The organism is Kribbella sancticallisti (assembly GCF_039530625.1).
GTDB lineage: Bacteria > Actinomycetota > Actinomycetes > Propionibacteriales > Kribbellaceae > Kribbella > Kribbella sancticallisti.
Window position 1 is genome coordinate 58,845 of the sequence record NZ_BAAAOS010000054.1, and the last position, 17,905, is coordinate 76,749.

The window sequence follows — 17,905 nt, forward strand, 5'->3', positions numbered from 1 at the left end:
TGTCGCTCACATGTCGTCCTGTATGCTTCAAGGGTGCCGAAGCTGTGGAGCGAGACGATCGATACCCATCGCCGTACCGTCCGGGACGCGATCCTGGAGGCCGGCTGGGCTCTGGTGAGCGAGCGCGGGCTGATGTCTGTGACGATGACGCAGATCGCGGAGAAGGCAGGTATCGGCCGCGCAACGTTGTACAAGTATTTCCCGGACGTCGAAACGGTTCTGGCCGCTCAGCACGAACGACATGTCGCCGCACATCTCGAACAACTCACAGCCCTTCGCGAGCAACCTGGTGGCCCAGCTCAGCGGCTCAAAGCGGTTCTCGAGCGCTACGCGCTCATCTGCTATCACCGCGAGAAACATGGCACCGAAGAATTCGCAGCTCTGCTGCACCGGGGGGAACACGTTGCCCACGCCGAGCAGCAACTGACCGCCCTGTTCGAGGAACTGCTGGTCGAAGCTGCCGCCAGTGGTGAGCTGCGAGACGACGTCCCCGCGGAGGAGCTCGCCAGCTACTGCCTGCACGCGCTGGCAGCTGCCGGCGGTCTCCCAACTGAACAGGCGGTCGCTCGACTTGTCTCGATCACGCTGACCGGGCTGGGCCTGTCTGTCTGACACTGCTGCCTGCCGATGAGTATCCGCGGTCGAGCTGGGCTTTCTACTGCAGTCGCCTTTTCCAGCGCGGCACGGCCAGGGAAAGGGCCGCGATGATGGTCGCGGCGGCGGCGATGCTGGTTCCGATCCACAGCGGTCCGCGGTCCACGGCGGCCCCGGCGACCGCACTGCCGGCCGCGAAGCCGAGCCAGTTGGCTGTCGTCAAGGCGGCGAAGGCCTGGGACTGTGCTTGGCGCGGCGTGTGGTGGGCGATGAGGAGCGCCTCGATGGCATCTGCTGGTCCGGTTGCTGCGCCGGCCAGGAACAGCAGCGCGATGGAGATCGCTTCGCCGGGACCGGTGCCGATGGCCACGATGAGAACGCCGTACAGCGCCAGCGCGATCGCGAGTTGTGCTGGCAGCGATCGGGGCAGGGCCAGGCCGCCGTAGGTGAAGCTGGCCAGTACTCCGCCGCAGGCTATGGCCGCAATGAACGGCCCAGGGTTGAGGTTGAGGTGAGCAGCCTGTGCTATGACGCTGACCTGTAGGGCACCGATGGCGACTGCGCTAAGGACCACGACGGCCAGTACGTGCAGCTGCCGACTGTCGAGGGTGGTACGGCGAGAACGCTCGCAGCGAGGGGTGTCCCGGTTGGTCGCGTCGAGGGAGCGGACGGCCGGGGCTGCGCGAAGCCACCAGACGCCCGCAAGCGCGACGACGGCCGTGATTGCTACAGCCAGGATCGGCTGGGTGACGGCGACGACGCCTCCGACGATCAGTGGACCGACGACGAAGACCATCTCGGCGAACAGCCCCGAGATGGAGAAGAGCGCCCGCCGGCTGTCCGGATCGTCGTACACCGCGAAGACCTTCTTCGCGATTGCCGACGCAGGCGGCGTGCAAGATCCGGCAGCTGCGGCGGTCGCGATGAGGACAAATGCGGGAGCGTCGACGAGCGTGGCAATGATGTAGCCGGCGAATGCGCTGAACTGTGCGGCGCTCGCGACACCGAGTGTCCACGAAGGGCCACGGTGATCGACGACGCGGCCCCAGACGGGGGCGGTGAGGGCCACCGCGACGGAGTAGGCGCCAACGACGGCGCCGGCGATGGTGTAGCTGCCGGTGCTGTGCGTGGTGCTGGTGAGTAGGGACAGGTTCACCATCCCGGCCAGCAAATAGCAGACCAGAACGGCGCCGACCACGCGAGCGACACCGGGAACGGCCAAGGCGGTGCGGTAGCTGGCCAGCACGTCATTGCCCGCTGGTCGGATGCACGACGGGCTTGATCAGCGTGCCTGCCAGTACCGCGGCCACGCCGGTCAACGCGGCGGCGACGAGCAGCGCCAGGCTCCAGCCGTCGGTGATTGACTGCTTGGATGCCGGGACGTTGGCTCCGGTGGCTGCTGCGCTGCTGATGGTCGTCAGGACCGCCAGACCGAGTGCTCCTCCGATCTGCTGCGCGGCGTTGAACAACGCAGAGGCGATGCCCGAGTCGGCGGGGCCGGCGCTGGACATCGCAGCTGTGGTCAGCGGGACGAATGTCAACCCCAGCCCGAGGCCGGCGACGACCAGACCAGGCAGCAGGGTAGCGACATAGCTGGACGCGGGATCGATCCTGACGAGCAGTGTCAGTCCGAGCGCCACCAATGCTGCTCCGGCCGCAGACAAGCGCCCTGGACTGACCCGGTCGGCCAGCGCTCCGGAGATCCGCGCGGCGACAGCGATCGCGACAGTCATCGGGACGAACGCCAACCCGACGTAGACCGGGTCCTTGCCCTGAATCGTGGACAGGAACAGGCTGACGAAGAAGAACAGTGCGTAGATAGCGACACCCAGGATCAGACCCACGACATCAGCAACGACGACGGTCCGGCTGCCGAGGATGCCGGCCGGAACGAGCGGCGCTCGGCGAGTGGCCTGCAGGATCACGAAAGCCGCCAGGAGTATGACCGCAGCGAACAGGACGAGCAGTGTCCCGGCCGTCCACCCGTGGTCGGCAGCTCTGGTCAGGCCGTAGACCAGGAGAACCAGACCGCCGGTGGCCGTCATCGCGCCGGCTACATCGATCCTCGAGGTGCGTGCTCCGCCGGACCGGGGCAGTACCAGGACGCCGAGCGTCACGACGACGGCCACGATCGGAACGTTGATCCACAGCACCCAGCGCCACGACATCGCCTCGGTTACGACCCCACCCAGCACAGAGCCCAGCGCTGTGCCGCCGGCCGTCACGCCGGCCCAGATGCCGAACGCCAGCACCCGGCCGCGACCCGGCGCGAACACATCCATCACCAGGGCCATCGCCGCCGGTGCCATCATCGCCGCGCCGGCACCTTGCACAGCCCGCGCACCGACCAGGACCAGTTCGTCTCCTGCGGCCCCACCGGCCAGCGATGCGAGACCGAACGCCAGCGCGCCGAGCAGGAACATCCGGCGGTGCCCGAACCGGTCCGCGACCCTGCCTCCGACAAGCAACAGCCCACCGAAAGCCAGCGTGTAGGCGGTGATCACCCACTGCAGTTGCGCATCGGTGAACCTCAGCCCGTCACGAATTGGGCCTAGCGCCACGTTGACGATCGTCGCGTCCACCACGATCAGCAGCTGACTACCTGCCAGCACGCCCAGCGCCACCGCCGCGCGTGCACCGATCCGGCCCGGCGCTGCCGCGCTCGCCACCGCATCCACTCCTCGCTTGTTCACTCAACGAGCGTAGAGCGAAGAACCTCTTTCGGTCAACGCGTGTAGAGTGAAGCTGTGGTGGAGGATGAACGGATCTCGCGCGCCGAGCGGCGCCGTCGCACGGAGGAAGCGATCGTGGCGGCTGCGCGCCGTCAATTCGGCGAGCTGGGCTATGAACGGACAAGTATCCGTGGGCTCGCTTCCGAAGCCGGGATCGATCCGGCGCTGGTGATGCAGCTGTTCGGCAACAAGGAACAGCTCTTCTCGACGGCCGCTACCTCAGGCATCGATCTCCAAGCACTGACCAGTGCCACCGCCGACAACCTGGCCGAGGCGGCCGCGGCACATCTGTTCGCCGATTTCGAGGATCCCGAACGGCGTACCGCGGCCGAAGCGCTTCTGCGTAGCTGCCTCACCCACCCCGCAGCGGCTGCCGCGCTGCGCGAACAAGTCATGGCGCCGGCGCAGTCAGCCGTGGCCGCGACGATCGGCGGCGACGACAGCGAACTCCGCGCCGCCGTGCTGAATGCCTGCACCCTGGGGGTGACGATCGCCCGGTACCTCCTGCGCGATCCCGTCCTCGCCGATGCCGACCGCCAGGATCTGGAACGGGTACTACGGCCCGCCCTGGAGGCCGTCATCGCAGCGAACTCCAGAAGCTGACCGTTTCGCCAGAGCCTGGCGACCAGGCGAGGAACTCGGCGATGCGCGCAGGTCCGTATCTCTGTCGCCGACTGGCAACCACTGGGCCTGACCTCCGGCCTAATCGATGAGGCGGGCGGTGTAGCCGGTGCTGGTGATTGCGTCGTGGATGGCGGATGGATTGATGCCCGTTGAGGCGATCTCGACGGTGGTGCGGCCGGTTCTTACGTCGGTGCTGGATGAGGTGACGCCGGCGACGTCCTCGACGGCGTCGTCGACGAGGAGTCCGCAGCTGGAGCAGTGCATTCCGGTGACTTCGAAGATCAGTTCAGCCATCACGGTCACGCCCCCTGAAAGGCGATGCGGCCGCCGTACATGCCCATTCCGCAGCTGTAGCTGAGGGTGCCCGGCTTCGGGGTCCCGAGGTCGATGGTGGCTTCGCCCGTCGGCTCCAGGACGAGTTGCTTGTCCAGGTCGGGGACGACGAACGATCGCACGCAGCCGCCGGTCTTGTTGGTGGCGACAACCAGGGTGGTGGGGATCCCGGCCTTGGCTGTGACGATTTCGGGCAGGTATCCGTTACTGCGGGCCTGGATGATGACGAGCTGGCGGCCGTCGGGCGCAGTACGGACAGCGTCTGCCGGTACTGTGCTCGCCGCCGCAGTGGTAGCGCCATCTGGCCACCAGCCGCCGAGCCGGATGCCGGAGGTCAGCGTCCAGAGCGCAACCGCGAGGATGACGACACCGGTAGCGATGCTGAGCCTGCCCTGCCACAGGCGTGCGGCGGAGCGCAGGACGACGCCGATGACGGCGAAGAGTGGCCCGGTGCCCAGGATGAATCCCGCCATCACGGCCGCGCCTGCAACTGGTGAACCGGAGGTGATCGCCACGAGCTCCATGCTCAAGGTGACGCCGCAGGGGATGAGGATGGTGAGGAATCCCAGGATGGCAGGGGCGGTGGCGCTGCTGGATTTTGCGGATCTGCGGACGCGCTTGCCCCACGCTGCCGGGGGATGCGGGACGAGGCGACGTACGGCGGAAACTCCTAGCAGGTCCAGCGCGAAAAGCACCATCAGGACGGCTGCCGCTATCAGCAGCAATGCCTGTACTTGAGGACTTGGCTGGATCGCAGCGCCCACGATGCCGAGTGCTGCGCCCGGCAGACTATGGGAGATGAGCTTCGCGCCGAGGAAGGCGCCTACGGGAGCGAACGGGCCGACGTGCCGGTGGTTCTCGTCGGACAAAGCGTCGTGGCGGCGAGTGACAGCACTGGCAAGCAGACCGCCTTGGACTGCGGCGCAGGAGGCGCCACCCGCGAGGAGACCGGTGGTGAGGCCCGTGAGGAACAAGGTCATGGAACTAGCCATCAAGCAGGATCCTTCTGTGTGCCGCGGGTACTGGTCGCCGCGGTGATATGGAACGAGGCAGGTGAGACAGCACCCACGAGGGATGCTGACTAACCTGCTAGGTCCGATTCACACAGAGCTGATGAATGTCGGGTGGTCTAGCCGCCGGCTGGTCAACACGAACAGGACACGTAGGGGCCACCAGCGTGGCGGTAGTCGCGTTGACGGAGAGATCTCCGAGCGGCGCAGACGCTGACCCGCCGTCCGGCGTGGCCGGGTGACACTGCTGGCTCGTGTCCATGCAGTGGCCGGTGGTCTCGCTTCCGTGATGATCGGCGAGGCCCATCGCCGGCTCGCCGTGCTGTTCCATCCCTGCCATCGTTGCCATTGGCGCCGAGGAGTCTTGGTGCGAGGGCGACCAGCCGATACCCGCAAAGCAGGCCAAGGTCAGTAGGCAGGCCACGACCGCCCAGCGAGCCTGAGCCGATACCCCCGCCGCCGACATACCTCAAATCGTAGATCAGCCGGATGCTCGGACCTCAACTGGTCCCGGTGAGAGGCGTCCGGAGGCGACCACCGCACGGGAGACATGCCACGGGAGGCGGTTGGCGAGCCGATCAGCTCACAGCGTTTGCGTCGGTGGCCGGGACGAGTTCGGCGATAAGGGCGCGGACCCTGGAGTCGATCTCGTCACGGATCGGCCGGACGGCGTCGATGCCCTGGCCCGCTGGGTCGTCGAGTTTCCAGTCGAGGTACCGCTTGCCGGGGAAGTAGGGGCATTCGTCGCCGCAGCCCATGGTGATGACGACGTCGGAGGCTTTGACGGCGTCGTCGGTCAGTGGCTTGGGGAACTCTTGGGAGATGTCGAGGCCGAGCTCTGCCATGGCTGCGACGACCGCTGGGTTGAGTTGGTCGGCGGGCTGGGAGCCGGCTGACCGTACGACGACGCGTCCGGCGGCGTGGTGGTCGAGCAGGGCAGCGGCCATTTGGGAGCGGCCGGCGTTATGGATGCAGACGAACAAGACCTCAGGCGTTGTCTCGGACATGGCGATTTCTCCTTGCGGGGAAGGTGGATCAGTTGACGGTGTCGGGGTAGAAGCGGCGCTTGGCCCACAGGGACACGTAGACCAGGGCGACCAGGACGGGAACCTCGATCAGTGGACCGACGACGCCGGCGAGGGCTTGGCCGGAGGTGACGCCGAAGGTGCCGATGGCAACGGCGATGGCGAGCTCGAAGTTGTTGCCCGCTGCGGTGAACGCGAGGGTTGCGGTCTTCGCGTAGCCGAGGCGCAGTTGGTGGCCGAGGGCAAACGAGCCTCCGAACATGATCACGAAGTAGGCCAGCAGTGGCAATGCGATCCGTACGACGTCGAGTGGTGCGCTGGTGATCGCGTCGCCTTGCAGTGCGAACAGCATGACGATGGTGAACAGCAGTCCGTACAGGGCGACCGGCCCGACCTTGGGCAGGAACCGTGACTCGTACCAGTCGCGGCCGCGCGTCTTCTCGCCGATCGTGCGCGTCAGGTAGCCGGCCAGCAGCGGAATGCCGAGGAACACCAGCACGCTCAGCGCGATGGCGCCGATCGAGAACTCCGCACTGGTGGTCTCCAGCCCCAGCCAGCCGGGCAGGGTTTGCAGGTAGAACCAGCCGAGTCCGGCGAAGGCGATGATCTGGAAGACGGAGTTGATGGCGACCAGTACGGCGGCCGCTTCGCGGTCTCCGCAGGACAGGTCGTTCCAGATCAGCACCATGGCAATGCATCTCGCCAGCCCCACGATGATCAGGCCGGTGCGGTATTCCGGCAGATCGGGCAGCAGCAGCCAGGCGAGCGCGAACATCAGTGCCGGGCCGAGCACCCAGTTCAGCACCAGGGAGGCGATCAGGAGTTTGCGGTCGCCGGTCACGCGACTGGTTTCGGTGTAACGGACCTTGGCCAGCACCGGGTACATCATCAGCAGCAGCCCGATCGCTATCGGCAGACTCACCGAACCGACCTTCACCGCGTCGAGCGCGTCGTCCAGACCGGGGATGATCCGGCCGAGGAGCAACCCGAGCGCCATGGCGGCAATGATCCAGACCGCCAGGTAGCGGTCGAGGAAGGACAGCTTCGCGACGACGGCGCTGTCGGTGGGCGTGGTGGCAGTGTCGGTCACGCGGTGACTCCCGGCTTCTGGTCGACGAGTTCGGCGAGCAGGGTCTGGACGCGGGTGTCGATGTCGTCGCGGATCCGCCGTATCGCAGCGGGGCTCTGTCCGGCGGGGTCGTCGATTGCCCAGTCGTAGTACCGCTTTCCTGGCAGGACCGGGCATGCGTCGCCGCAGCCCATCGTGACCACGACGTCGGCGGCGCGGACGACGTCGTCGGTCAGCGGCTTGGGGTAGGCCTGGTGAAGGTCGAGACCGAGCTCAGCCAGCGCGGCGGCGACCGGCGTCTCGATGTCTGCGGCGGGGTGAGACCCTGCCGACCGGACAGTCACAGCACCGGCAGCGTGGTGCGCCAGTAGAGCGGCAGCCATCTGGGAGCGCCCCGCGTTCGCGACACACAGGAACAGCACCTGCGGGACGGGGCTGGCGATCGCGCCCTTGGCGTGGGCCAGCGCCGCGAGCCGGTCGCTGGCAAAGTGTTCGGCCAGCGCCGAAAGGTGTCGGTGGACTCTGGCGGTGCGGTAGAGCGCGACGTAGGACTCGTGGACGACCCGGTCGACAGTCTCGGGACTGAAGATGCCGGTGTACTTGTCGGCGAGCCGCTCAGCGGCCCGACCGAGCACCATGTCGGTGTCGAGCAGTGCGAGTTCCTCAGCAGATGTGGGCATGACGGTTTCTCCCAGGTGAGGGCGGCGGTGAAACGAGGCAGCAGGCGGCGCTGTTGGGCTTAGCGGGCCAGCGCGGTGGTCTCAGGTACGGACAGCAGGGTGGAGATCCACTGCTGACGCTCCGGCAGCGGCCAGTAGTAGACCCACGTGCCGCGGCGCTCGCAGTCGACGAGCCCGGCCTCACGCAGTACCCGCAGGTGGTGAGAGATCGTCGGGCCCGACACGTTGAAGTGCGGGGTGATGTCGCAGACGCAGACCTCGGCGCCGGCCGAGGCGATGATCGACATCAGGCGCAGCCGGATCGGGTCCGACAGCGCCTTGAAGACCGCCGCACCCTCGGTCGCCGTGGCCTCGTCGAGAGCCGCGACCGAGATCGGCGTACAGCAGCCACCGCTGCGGCTGGTGGAGACGTCTTGTTTCGACATGTGTCTATCTTGACTTCTGTCTAAGCAAGATGCAAGGTGGGGATCGCTGTTTAGATGAAGATCAACTTAGTGCCCGGCCGGATGACCGGCCGTAGGCACGAGAGGGGCAGTCATGGTGAAGCTCATTCGGCGGCTCAGCCGTCGCGGGAGCGTGGAGTTCTGCGAGTCGTGCAGCGAGGTCTGTACCGCTGCGTGCCGCTCGCGAGCTCACCGCGACCGGATCCGCGCCAGCCACACCTACATCCAGTTCCCCCACTGACCGCCCGACGCGAAGGACACGATCATGGCTACCGAGACCACCCCCACGCCCGTCGGCGGCTTCGCCGGTGACCCGGCGCAAGCGTTCACACCCCCTTCGGCGGGCAGCTGCTGTGGAAGTTCCCCGACCGGGCAGGCCGCTGCCGAGTCCACCGGCGGCTGCTGCGGTACCGACACCGCGGTCGCTGCCGGCTCGTGCTGCGGATCCGAGCCGGCCACGGACAAGACGGCCTCTGGCGGGTGCTGCGGATGAGCACCGCGTCGCCCAGGCCGCTTGCGGCTGAGGCCGCCGCTGCCCGTGGCGGCGCTTCGGCCGAGGCCATGCTGGCCACGGTCCACGAACTCGCCTCCGACCACTACTCGGGCCGCCGGATCGGTACGCCGGGCGGCCAAGCCGCCGCGCTGTGGCTCGCCGAACAACTGCGCAGCCTGGGCGCCGCAGTCACCCTCGACAGCTTCGAGGCAAGTGGCGTGAAGGAACTGCAGGCAACGCCCACACTGACCGTCGGGCACCGGCAACTCGTCCATCGGCGCGACTTCGCTGAGCATCTCAGCTCTGCCGAAGTGACGGAACCGAGGTCAGGTCCGCTCTCGTCGGCCGACGCCGATTCGTGGCGCGGTGGCTGGATCGCTGTGACGGCGGCTGACGTGGAAACGGTGGCCAGAGCCGAGGCCGAGCAGGCCGCCGGCTTGCTGGTACGGCGCGGTGTCGACGAGGCGGGTTGGATGCCGAAGATGATCGCCGGTCCGCCGATGGGCCAGGTTGCGATCTTGTCGGTGCGCACCGAATTGCATGCCGAATTGGCCGGCAGCGCTGGTGCGATGGTGACGGCGTCAGCGCCGATGCGTACTGTCACCACGACCGGGACCAACGTGTGCGGCGTATTCGGTGAACCGCTGCCGGGCGGTGTTGCGGTGTTGCTGACGGCGCATTTCGATGGGGTGGGTGACGACCCGCTGCTGCGGCATCCTGCGGCGGGGGACAACGCCTCGGGCGTGGCTGTCGTTCTTGAAGCCGCTCGGTTGCTCTCGCCTCGCCTGTCGGGTGGCGTCGGGCTGGCGGTCGCGCTGCTCGACGGTGAAGAGGTCGGTGCCCGCGGTTCGGCGCATCACGCACCGCAGGTGGCTTCCGGCACGTACGTGATCAACGTCGACGGCGCAGCGCAGCTCGGTGCTGCTGCCGCGGTCGAGGCGGGTGGACCGGCTGAGCCTTTACTGGCTGCCGTTGACCAGGCAGGCCGTCTGACCGGTGTACCGCTGCAAGCCGGTGCGATGGCCTCGGACAACCGCCGCTACGCAGCCGTCGGCTTGCCCGCGATCGGTATCGGCATGGGAATGCCCGGTTATCAAACGACCGCCGAGACCCCCGACCGGGTCGAAGGGCGCACCCTCCTCGCCGCGACAGATCTCGTCACGGCGACCGTGAATCAACTCGTCAAAAACTCTGCACAGCTTGGAGAAACACCATGAGCGTCACAGCTTCCGACCTTCCGGTCGTGGTCATCGGTGCGGGCCCGATCGGCCTGGCCGCTGCCGCGCACCTGGCCGAACGCGGCCTCGACTTCGTCGTCCTCGAGTCCGGCCCGAGCGTCGCCGCCGCGATCGACGAATGGCGGCACGTGAAGCTGTTCAGTCCGTGGCGCTACGACATCGACAGTGCCGCCCGCCGGCTCCTCGAGCAAGCCGGTGGTTGGACCGAACCGAACCCCGGCACCCTGCCTACCGGCGGCGACCTGATCGACTCCTACCTCGCGCCGCTGGTCAAGACTCCGCAGCTGAGCGACAAGATCCGCTACAACTCGCCGGTCGAGGCGGTGACCCGGGTCGGGTTCGACCGGATCCGCACCGCAGGTCGCGAAGACGCGCCATTCCTCGTCCGCCTGGCGGACGGCTCCGAGCTGCTCGCCGCGGCCGTGGTCGACGCGGCCGGCACTTGGCGGCGCCCCAACGTGCTCGGCGGTTCGGGCATCCCGGCCCGCGGGGAGGCCGCTGCTGCGGCTCACATCTCCCGCGCGCTGCCCGACGTGCTGGGGCGTGACCGCGAGCGGTTCGCAGGCCGTCGTACGGCGGTCGTCGGGGCCGGTCACTCGGCCGCGACCACGCTGTTGGATCTCGGTGAGCTGGCCGAGCAGGTCCCGGGTACGGAGATCGTGTGGGTGGTGCGTGGTGCGGACCAGGCTCGCACGTACGGCGGTGGTGACGCCGACGAACTGCCTGCCCGCGGGGCCCTCGGCTCCCGTGTGCACGACCTCGTTCAGGCCGGCCGGGTCGAGCTCGTCAGCAGCTTCCGGATCGAGGCCATCGAACAGGCCGGTGATGGCCGCGTCGAGCTGGTCGCCGGTGAGCGGCGCGTCCTCGCGGACACAGTCGTGAACTCGACCGGGTTCCGCCCCGACCACGATGTCGTCGGCGAGCTGCGCCTGGACCTCGACCCGGTCCTCGGATCCACCCGCGCACTCGCACCACTGATCGACCCCAACCAGCATTCTTGCGGAACAGTCCCTCCGCACGGTGTCGACGAGCTCGCGCACCCCGAGCCGGGCTACTACGCCGTGGGCGCGAAGTCCTACGGCCGTGCGCCGACGTTCCTGCTGGCCACGGGCTACGAGCAGGCCCGCTCCGTGGTCGCCGGCCTGGCCGGCGACTGGGACGCGGCCCGCGACGTACAGCTCGACCTGCCAGAGACTGGCGTCTGCTCCTCCAACCTTGCCGACAGCTCGTCCAGCGACGATGCCGCCGGAGGATGCTGCGGCCCGGCACCTCAGGTAGTCGCGCTCTCCGCCCCGGCGGGCCGTGGTCTCGCTACCGGTATCGCCGGTGGCCTGCTCACCGTCATCGACACCAAGCCCGCCACCGACTCGGGCTGCTGCAGTTGATCGAACCCGCTACGGCCGTCACCTCCAGCCCGGCCAGGGCAGGGGGTGGAGGCCGTTCCGGTGTGCCACGCCGCCTGGTCGCAGCGCTGGCCGTGACGCAGACAGTCGGGTACGGCGTCCTGTACTACGCGTTCAGCGCGCTGCTCGGCCCGATGAGCCGCGACCTGGGCATCTCCACCGCGACCGCGGCCGGCGCGCTCACCACCGCCGTACTCGTCACCGGGTTGATGTCGGTACCGGTCGGGCGGTGGCTCGATGCTCGCGGCGGTCACGCGCTGATGACGACGGGTGCTTCGGTCGGCGCCGCCGCTGTCGTGGCCTGGTCGCAGGTGCAGACCGTGGCGCAGCTGTACGTCGTGTTCGCGGTCATCGGTGCCGCATCGGCGACGGTGCTGTACGAACCGGCCTTCGCCGTCGTCATCGCGGTCACCGCGCCGGCATCCCGCACCCGTGCACTCCTAGGAATCACCCTGGTCGCCGGATTTGCCAGCTCGATCTTCATCCCGCTCGCCGGTCAGTTGCTCGAGGCCACCACTTGGCGCCGCACCTTGCTGATCCTCGCCGCCGGGTACGCGGCTCTCGCGATCCCGTTGCACGCGGTCGCACTCCGCCGTACCGGCCCACGCCACCGCACTCCGGTTCCGAAGCGAACAAGAGCCTCAGCGCTGCGTGACACCGGATTCTGGTTACTCGCGGCCGGGTTCGTGTTGCACTCCGCAGCGCTCGCCACCATTGCCGTGCACCTCGTGCTCTACCTGATCAGCCTCGGCCACCCGCCTGCGGTCGCCGCAACGCTGGCCGGGCTACTCGGTCTGTTGTCGGTGACGGGCCGGATCGTGACGAGCTTGTCACTGTGTTGGTTGCCGATGGCCACCATTGCCGGGATCGTGCTCGTCGTCCAAGGCGCCGCGATTTCGCTGCTGCCGTTCACCGGCAAGCACCTGGCCGGCGCAATCGCTTGTCTGGTCCTGTTCGGGCTCGGCTTCGGCGTCGCCTCGATCGCCACCCCAGCGATCCTGCTCGACCGCTACGGCTCCCACGGCTACGCCACCACCGCAGGAACCCTGGCCACCCCCGTCATCATCGCCAAAGCCTGCGCACCGCTCGTCGGCGCCGTCCTGGCGGGCGTCGCCGGATACCGCCCCGTCATCCTCACCGTCGCCGCCGCTTGTATCGCAGCAGGCCTGTTCATCGCGGCATCTCGACGCGTACCGTCGCCGAACCGTGCCTAGCCGCGCCGCAACTGTCGCGCCAAAGCACGCATGACGAATCGGGCATCGCGATGTACCCCGCGCAACGTGTTCGACGAGAACGACCGCTGGAACTCCACCCCCAGGTAAGCCAGCCGGGGATGCGTCGTCGACATCCCGCGCCGGTGCAACGGCAATCCGTCCGCGGTCAGCGCGCCCAGATCGCGCAGGTACGGAAGGTGCGGGCGGTAGCCGGTCGCGAACAGAACCGCGTCGACCGGTTTATGCTCACCGCCGGGCCACACGACCCCGTCGGCGTCGTACGCGGTGAACATGTCACTCCGCGGCAGCTCACCGGACTCGATCGCAGCCTGGTAGATCCCGGTATCCAGCACCGGCGTACCGCTGAACAACCGCGCCAGCACTGCCGGTGGGAGCAGGTCGAGCCTCAGCCAGTCCAGCCAGAAGTGGATGTCGCGTCCGCCACGAACCTGCGGCAGGAATTGCACCGGAGCCCTGGTCGCCAGCGTCACATCCGCCACGGCCGCAAGCTCGTAGGCGACCTGAACCGCGGAGTTGCCGCCACCGACCACCACGACCCGCCTGCCTTCGTATGGCTGCGCCGATCGGTAATCCGCCACGTGCAGCGCTTCACCGCCGAACGACTCCTGACCTGGGATCACCGGCACCAGTGGGTTGCCGAACGAGCCCGACGCGGCAATCACAGCCGCCGCCTGCACGGTCTCACCACCGGCCAGGTGTACGTCGAGTCCGTCGCGGGACTGCGTGACGCCGGCAACCGTCGTACCGGTCCGAATCTCTGCATCCAGGCTCGCGCCGCACTTGTCCAGATGCTCCGCGACCTCATCGCGCACCGGATACCGATCCGGATCGCCACCAATCGGCATCCCCGGGAAGCCGCTGAAGCGAGCAGGTGAGAACAACGTCAACGAGTCGTAGTACAACGGCCACGACCCGACCGTGCGCTCACCCGCCTCCAGCACCAACGGCCGCAACCCGGCGTCCAACGCCGCCCGAGCCCCAGCTAGGCCCGACTGCCCGGCGCCCACGATCACCACTGATTCAGAGGTAAGAGACATGCAGCAAACGTACCATTATATTCTAATATGGTGGTACGTAGGTATGACGCTAGGCTGGACGCAACGGGAGGAGTGAGCGATGGCTGCACGCAGCAAAAGTGAAGCGCAGTCCTGTGCTGCGACCGAGCCAGTCGAGCTGGCTGCCGCGACTCACGACTTCCTCAAGGCGCTGGCCAGCCCCACCCGGCAACGCATCATGCTGCTGTTCGCCCGCGGCGCCGAACTTTCGGTCAATGAAGTCGCCGAGCATGCCGGCGTCAGTCAGTCGGCAGCCTCTCAGCAACTCGACCTCCTCCGCCGCGGAGGAATCGTCACCTCCCGGCGCGACGGCAAGGCTGTCCTGTATCGCGCAGACAAGCAAGGAAGTGCTGCAGCGCTAGCGGACCTCCAGGCCTATCTCCAGAGCTGCTGCTGACAGTAGTGCCCTGACATCCCGCTTGACGGGGTCAGCGAAGCAAGCCGTCCCGTCTCAGCTCAAGCCTTGAACCGCCCGGCATGCCGTGGCGCTCGGGGCCGGTTCCTCGGCCCGGGCCAGTTCTAGCGCTACCAGCGCGAGGAGATAGGGACCCAGCTTGGCCACGATCTCAGTGTTGCTCTAGGCAAGCTTCGGCCTGACGCGCGAGCGTGTCAGGCCGATTGTGCCGCTGAATCGCTGCCTGCTTCGGGTAGGTCGCGGTCGAGGTGGTCGGCGTGGAACAGTGCCTGGTCGAGCAGACCCTTCACGTGATCGTCGGCGGCCGAGTAGTACACGAAAGTGCCTTCCCGGCGGCCTTTCACCAGGCCGGCCAGGCGAAGCTTGGCCAGGTGTTGACTCACCGCGGCCGGGGCGGCGCCGGCGAGCTCGGCCAGGCACGCTACCGACGACTCGCCCTGCAGTAGCGCCCATAGCACCTTGATCCGGGTCGGGTCGGCCATTAGCCGGAACGACTCAGCGGCCAGGTGGACCTGCTCTTCGTTCGGCATCTCGAAGTTCTCGATCGACGAGTGCATCCGCCCATACTACGACCCATCCGCTTACTTGCGTATATGCATGTGTGCGCAGGTAGCATGTGCAGGTGACCCTAGACATCAGAGCCGCAGCGGTCGGCGGCGAGACCTCGGTTTCAGCTCGGACAGCGATCGGGGGCGGTTGGTGGCGCAGCGCCTGGACGCTGCCCGAGGTGCGCTGGGCGAGCGCCGCGACGGTCTTGTTCCTGGCCGGGCTGGTCGTCGACCTGGCCGGCGGACCGACGTGGGTCTACTGGTCGCTGTTCTTGGCCTGCTACGTTGCGGGCGGTTGGGAACCGGGCTGGGCCGGGCTACAGGAGCTGCGGAACAGGCGACTCGACGTCGACCTGCTGATGGTCGCGGCAGCGATCGGCGCCGCGTCGATCGGGCAAATCCTGGACGGCGGTCTGCTGATCGTGATCTTCGCGACCTCCGGCGCGTTGGAGGCGGTCGCGACCAAACGCACCGAGGATTCCGTACGTGGACTGCTCAACATCGCACCCGACACCGCCACCCGCGTCGCAACCGCAGATGCCGTCGGGGCAGTGGAAGAGACCGTCCGGGTCGCCGACCTGGCCGTCGGCGACGTCGTGCTGGTGAGGCCAGGCGAGCGGATCGGTGCCGACGGGACCGTGCTCGAGGGTGCCAGCGAGGTCGACCAGGCCACCATCACCGGCGAGCCATTGCCGGTCGACAAAGCCAGCGGCGACGAGGTGTTCGCCGGTACGCTCAACGGCACCGGCGCGCTGCGGATCCGGGTCGACCGCCCGGCCGCGGAGTCGGTGGTCGCCCGGATCGCCGGACTGGTCGAGGAAGCCGCCCGGACCAAGGCCAAGACACAGTTGTTCATCGAGAAGATCGAGCAGCGGTACTCGATCGGCATGATCACCGCGACCGTCGCCCTGTTCGTGAGCCCGCTGCTGTTCGGGCAACCGGTCACACCGACACTGCTGCGGGCAATGACGTTCATGATCGTCGCCTCACCCTGCGCCGTCGTCCTCGCAACCATGCCGCCGCTCTTGGCCGCGATCGCCACCGCCGGCCGCCACGGCGTGCTGGTGAAGTCGGCGGTGGTCATGGAGCAACTCGGCGCGACCACGCAGGTCGCGATCGACAAGACCGGGACCTTGACCGCGGCACACCTCACCTCGCCGAGATCCGGCTCCTCGAGAACGTCCCGTTCACCCGCGACGAAGTGCTTGCGATCGCCGCCTCGGCCGAGCACCCCAGCGAGCATCCGCTCGCAGCCGCAGTCGTGTCAGCCGCCCGCGCAGCCGGACTCACCCTGACACCCGTCGAGGCGTTCATTGCGGCCGCAGGCCTCGGCGTCACCGCCACGATCGACGGCCGGCAGGTACAGATCGGCGCCCCAGTGTCACTCCTGATCGGACGGGTCGGACAGGTTCAGGCGGCCCGCTCGACGGTCGCCGAGGTGCAAGGGGCAGGAGCGACCGCGGTCGTTGTCCTGATCGACGGCAAACCGATCGCAGTCCTCGGCATCGTCGACCAGCTCCGCCCCGAAGCGGCCGCAGCCGTCGAGCAACTGACCCAGCTGACAGGCAAGTCGCCGGTGCTGCTCACCGGCGACAACGCCACGACCGCCGCTCAGATCGCCGCAGCGGCAGGCATCACGAGCATCCATGCCGAACTGATGCCCGACGGCAAGGTCACCGCAGTCCGCGAACTCCAAGCTGCCGGCGAACGCGTCATGGTCGTTGGCGACGGCATCAACGACGCGCCAGCCTTGGCCGCAGCGCACGTCGGCATCGCCCTGGGCGGTGCCGGATCCGACCTGACCCTGCAGACCGCCGACGCGGTCATCGTCCGCGACGACCTGAACGCCATCCCCGCTGTGATCGCGCTATCGCGCCGGGCACGCCGGGTCGTGACCGCGAATCTGGTCATCGCGGCAGGCTTCATCACCGTTCTGGTGATCTGGGACCTCGTCGGGCACCTGCCGCTGCCACTGGGCGTCGCCGGACACGAAGGCTCCACCGTCGTCGTCGGCCTCAATGGACTGCGGCTGCTCCGCGACGCCGCCTGGAACCAAGCGCGTGCCGCCAGTGAGCAATGACGTTCAGCTCTCGTCCCACGGCCTCACACACTTCGCTTGGCCGATGTTCGTCTGACGAGGCACCCGCCAGTCAGTAAGAACCTCGGGAAAGCTGCGGCCGCCCGAAGGGGTGAGCTGATCTGAGATGGTCAGGCGAGGAATTCGGTGATGCGCTCCGTCCATGTCGCCACGTCGGCGGCGGTGGCGGAGACGTGGAGTTCGGCGTTGGGCAGCTGGTCGCGAAGCTTATGGGCGGTGGAGACGGGGTGGAGCGGGTCGGTGTCCCACGCGAGGATCAGCGTCGGCTGGGTGATTGTTGCGACCCTGTCTTGTGCGGGGAGGTCGGATCGGCTGATGCCTGTGAAGACGCTGGCGAGTAGTTCGTCGTCGATTGCCGGTGTGAGTTCGAACTTGGGGTAGTCGTCGAAGATGGGTAGTGGGTCCGCGGCGGCCCATTGCTCTCGCCAAGCTGCGGGGCCTTGTGACTCGATCGTGGCGGCGATGTCGGAGTAGACGTGCTGGGCGAGTGGTGCGTCGTCCCAGGCGGCGGGCGGGATCATGAGCACGAGGCGCCGGAACAGGTCCGGTTGGGCGATCGTGGCGCGCAGGGCGGTGTCTGCTCCCAGGGACGATCCAGTGAAGTCGATCGGCTCGTCGATGCCGATCGCATCGACCAGTGCCAGCAGGTCTTGGCCGAAGTTGTCGAAGGTGTAGTCGGCGGCGATCGGTCGGCCGGTGGATTCGCCGTGGCCGCGGGCGTCGTAGGTGAGCAGGCGCCTGCCGTCACCCAGGGCGTCGAGGTCGAGCAGATCGAGGCGCCGCACAGCATCGCGGCTCAAGGGCACGCCGTGCGCATAGGCCAGGGGCGACCCGGTCCCGGAGTACTGGTAGGCGATCGTTGCGCCGTCGCGGTCGAAGTAGCTGTCGGTGGGCATCTCTCGTCTCCTCG

General features: G+C 67.8%; 19 protein-coding genes. 8 read left to right on the forward strand and 11 right to left on the reverse strand.

Annotated features, from left to right (window positions below):
- Positions 1-33: 33 nt before the first annotated feature.
- Positions 34-612: a TetR/AcrR family transcriptional regulator gene (locus ABD255_RS33785; RefSeq protein WP_020385332.1), complete on the forward strand. Its 579-nt coding sequence runs from the start codon at positions 34-36 to the stop codon at positions 610-612.
- A 43-nt stretch (positions 613-655) separates the two neighbouring features.
- On the opposite strand, the gene ABD255_RS33790 is transcribed toward ABD255_RS33785, so the two are convergent.
- Entirely contained in the window at positions 656-1,840 is a 1,185-nt protein-coding gene (locus tag ABD255_RS33790) for an MFS transporter (protein ID WP_020385333.1), read from the reverse strand.
- Between the two features lies 1 nt (position 1,841).
- A complete protein-coding gene (locus tag ABD255_RS33795) occupies positions 1,842-3,287 on the reverse strand; it encodes a DHA2 family efflux MFS transporter permease subunit (protein WP_157630309.1) in 1,446 nt (481 codons plus the stop codon).
- Positions 3,288-3,341: 54 nt separating this feature from the next.
- Here ABD255_RS33795 and ABD255_RS33800 point away from each other — a divergent pair, with 54 nt between their 5' ends.
- Positions 3,342-3,929, forward strand: a complete 588-nt coding sequence (locus ABD255_RS33800; RefSeq protein ID WP_157630310.1) for a TetR/AcrR family transcriptional regulator — start codon at positions 3,342-3,344, stop codon at positions 3,927-3,929.
- A 99-nt stretch (positions 3,930-4,028) separates the two neighbouring features.
- Here the strand turns inward: ABD255_RS33800 and ABD255_RS33805 are convergent, their stop codons facing one another.
- From ABD255_RS33805 to ABD255_RS33830, 6 genes are all read right to left on the reverse strand, one after another.
- Entirely contained in the window at positions 4,029-4,244 is a 216-nt protein-coding gene (locus ABD255_RS33805) for a heavy-metal-associated domain-containing protein (RefSeq protein WP_040453978.1), read from the reverse strand.
- A 5-nt stretch (positions 4,245-4,249) separates the two neighbouring features.
- Positions 4,250-5,275 carry an urease accessory protein UreH domain-containing protein gene (locus ABD255_RS33810; protein ID WP_344220877.1) on the reverse strand — a complete coding sequence of 342 codons (1,026 nt, stop codon included), beginning with the start codon at positions 5,273-5,275 and terminating at the stop codon, positions 4,250-4,252.
- Between the two features lie 596 nt (positions 5,276-5,871).
- Positions 5,872-6,300 (reverse strand): arsenate reductase ArsC, encoded by a 429-nt coding sequence (locus ABD255_RS33815; RefSeq protein ID WP_020385338.1) that lies wholly within the window; start codon positions 6,298-6,300, stop codon positions 5,872-5,874.
- A gap of 28 nt (positions 6,301-6,328) precedes the next feature.
- Complete coding sequence (gene arsB / locus ABD255_RS33820; protein WP_020385339.1) at positions 6,329-7,408, reverse strand: ACR3 family arsenite efflux transporter; 1,080 nt, start codon at positions 7,406-7,408, stop codon at positions 6,329-6,331.
- A complete protein-coding gene (locus tag ABD255_RS33825) occupies positions 7,405-8,067 on the reverse strand; it encodes an arsenate reductase/protein-tyrosine-phosphatase family protein (RefSeq protein ID WP_020385340.1) in 663 nt (220 codons plus the stop codon). The genes arsB and ABD255_RS33825 overlap by 4 nt, the downstream gene beginning before the upstream one ends.
- A gap of 59 nt (positions 8,068-8,126) precedes the next feature.
- On the reverse strand, positions 8,127-8,492 hold the full coding sequence (locus ABD255_RS33830) for an ArsR/SmtB family transcription factor (protein ID WP_020385341.1): 366 nt from the start codon (positions 8,490-8,492) through the stop codon (positions 8,127-8,129).
- Positions 8,493-9,071: 579 nt separating this feature from the next.
- On the opposite strand from ABD255_RS33830, the gene ABD255_RS33835 reads away from it, so the two are divergent.
- From ABD255_RS33835 to ABD255_RS33845, 3 genes are all read left to right on the forward strand, one after another.
- Positions 9,072-10,220, forward strand: coding sequence for a M28 family metallopeptidase (locus ABD255_RS33835; RefSeq protein WP_344220878.1), 1,149 nt, complete (start codon positions 9,072-9,074; stop codon positions 10,218-10,220).
- Positions 10,217-11,626: an FAD-dependent oxidoreductase gene (locus ABD255_RS33840; protein ID WP_020385345.1), complete on the forward strand. Its 1,410-nt coding sequence runs from the start codon at positions 10,217-10,219 to the stop codon at positions 11,624-11,626. Before ABD255_RS33835 ends, ABD255_RS33840 begins: the two co-directional genes overlap by 4 nt.
- Before the next feature lie 62 nt (positions 11,627-11,688).
- The gene (locus ABD255_RS33845) at positions 11,689-12,858 is read left to right on the forward strand and encodes an MFS transporter (RefSeq protein ID WP_020385346.1); all 1,170 of its coding nucleotides are present in this window, start codon (positions 11,689-11,691) and stop codon (positions 12,856-12,858) included.
- On the opposite strand, the gene ABD255_RS33850 is transcribed toward ABD255_RS33845, so the two are convergent.
- A complete protein-coding gene (locus ABD255_RS33850; protein ID WP_040453893.1) occupies positions 12,855-13,916 on the reverse strand; it encodes a flavin-containing monooxygenase in 1,062 nt (353 codons plus the stop codon). The genes ABD255_RS33845 and ABD255_RS33850 overlap by 4 nt on opposite strands.
- A gap of 79 nt (positions 13,917-13,995) precedes the next feature.
- Between ABD255_RS33850 and ABD255_RS33855 the strand changes: the two genes are divergently transcribed.
- Positions 13,996-14,331: an ArsR/SmtB family transcription factor gene (locus ABD255_RS33855; RefSeq protein WP_020385348.1), complete on the forward strand. Its 336-nt coding sequence runs from the start codon at positions 13,996-13,998 to the stop codon at positions 14,329-14,331.
- A 212-nt stretch (positions 14,332-14,543) separates the two neighbouring features.
- Here the strand turns inward: ABD255_RS33855 and ABD255_RS33860 are convergent, their stop codons facing one another.
- Positions 14,544-14,906, reverse strand: a complete 363-nt coding sequence (locus tag ABD255_RS33860) for an ArsR/SmtB family transcription factor (protein WP_020385349.1) — start codon at positions 14,904-14,906, stop codon at positions 14,544-14,546.
- A gap of 65 nt (positions 14,907-14,971) precedes the next feature.
- On the opposite strand from ABD255_RS33860, the gene ABD255_RS33865 reads away from it, so the two are divergent.
- Complete coding sequence (locus ABD255_RS33865) at positions 14,972-16,192, forward strand: HAD-IC family P-type ATPase (protein ID WP_344220879.1); 1,221 nt, start codon at positions 14,972-14,974, stop codon at positions 16,190-16,192.
- Positions 16,099-16,977 (forward strand): HAD-IC family P-type ATPase, encoded by an 879-nt coding sequence (locus tag ABD255_RS33870; protein ID WP_344220880.1) that lies wholly within the window; start codon positions 16,099-16,101, stop codon positions 16,975-16,977. Before ABD255_RS33865 ends, ABD255_RS33870 begins: the two co-directional genes overlap by 94 nt.
- Before the next feature lie 128 nt (positions 16,978-17,105).
- Here ABD255_RS33870 and ABD255_RS33875 read toward each other — a convergent pair whose 3' ends face one another.
- Positions 17,106-17,891, reverse strand: a complete 786-nt coding sequence (locus ABD255_RS33875) for an alpha/beta fold hydrolase (protein WP_020385351.1) — start codon at positions 17,889-17,891, stop codon at positions 17,106-17,108.
- Positions 17,892-17,905 lie beyond the last annotated feature (14 nt).

Excerpts from the sequence above, each read along its gene's own strand:
- ABD255_RS33835 (WP_344220878.1), top strand. The coding sequence starts at position 9,072 with ATGCTGGCCACGGTCCACGAACTCGCCTCCGACCACTACTCGGGCCGC.
- ABD255_RS33855 (WP_020385348.1), top strand. The coding sequence starts at position 13,996 with ATGGCTGCACGCAGCAAAAGTGAAGCGCAGTCCTGTGCTGCGACCGAG.
- ABD255_RS33815 (WP_020385338.1), bottom strand. The coding sequence starts at position 6,300 with ATGTCCGAGACAACGCCTGAGGTCTTGTTCGTCTGCATCCATAACGCC.
- ABD255_RS33830 (WP_020385341.1), bottom strand. The coding sequence starts at position 8,492 with ATGTCGAAACAAGACGTCTCCACCAGCCGCAGCGGTGGCTGCTGTACG.
- ABD255_RS33850 (WP_040453893.1), bottom strand. The coding sequence starts at position 13,916 with ATGTCTCTTACCTCTGAATCAGTGGTGATCGTGGGCGCCGGGCAGTCG.
- ABD255_RS33860 (WP_020385349.1), bottom strand. The coding sequence starts at position 14,906 with ATGCACTCGTCGATCGAGAACTTCGAGATGCCGAACGAAGAGCAGGTC.
- ABD255_RS33825 (WP_020385340.1), bottom strand. The coding sequence starts at position 8,067 with ATGCCCACATCTGCTGAGGAACTCGCACTGCTCGACACCGACATGGTG.
- ABD255_RS33810 (WP_344220877.1), bottom strand. The coding sequence starts at position 5,275 with ATGGCTAGTTCCATGACCTTGTTCCTCACGGGCCTCACCACCGGTCTC.
- ABD255_RS33840 (WP_020385345.1), top strand. The coding sequence starts at position 10,217 with ATGAGCGTCACAGCTTCCGACCTTCCGGTCGTGGTCATCGGTGCGGGC.
- ABD255_RS33805 (WP_040453978.1), bottom strand. The coding sequence starts at position 4,244 with ATGGCTGAACTGATCTTCGAAGTCACCGGAATGCACTGCTCCAGCTGC.
- ABD255_RS33875 (WP_020385351.1), bottom strand. The coding sequence starts at position 17,891 with ATGCCCACCGACAGCTACTTCGACCGCGACGGCGCAACGATCGCCTAC.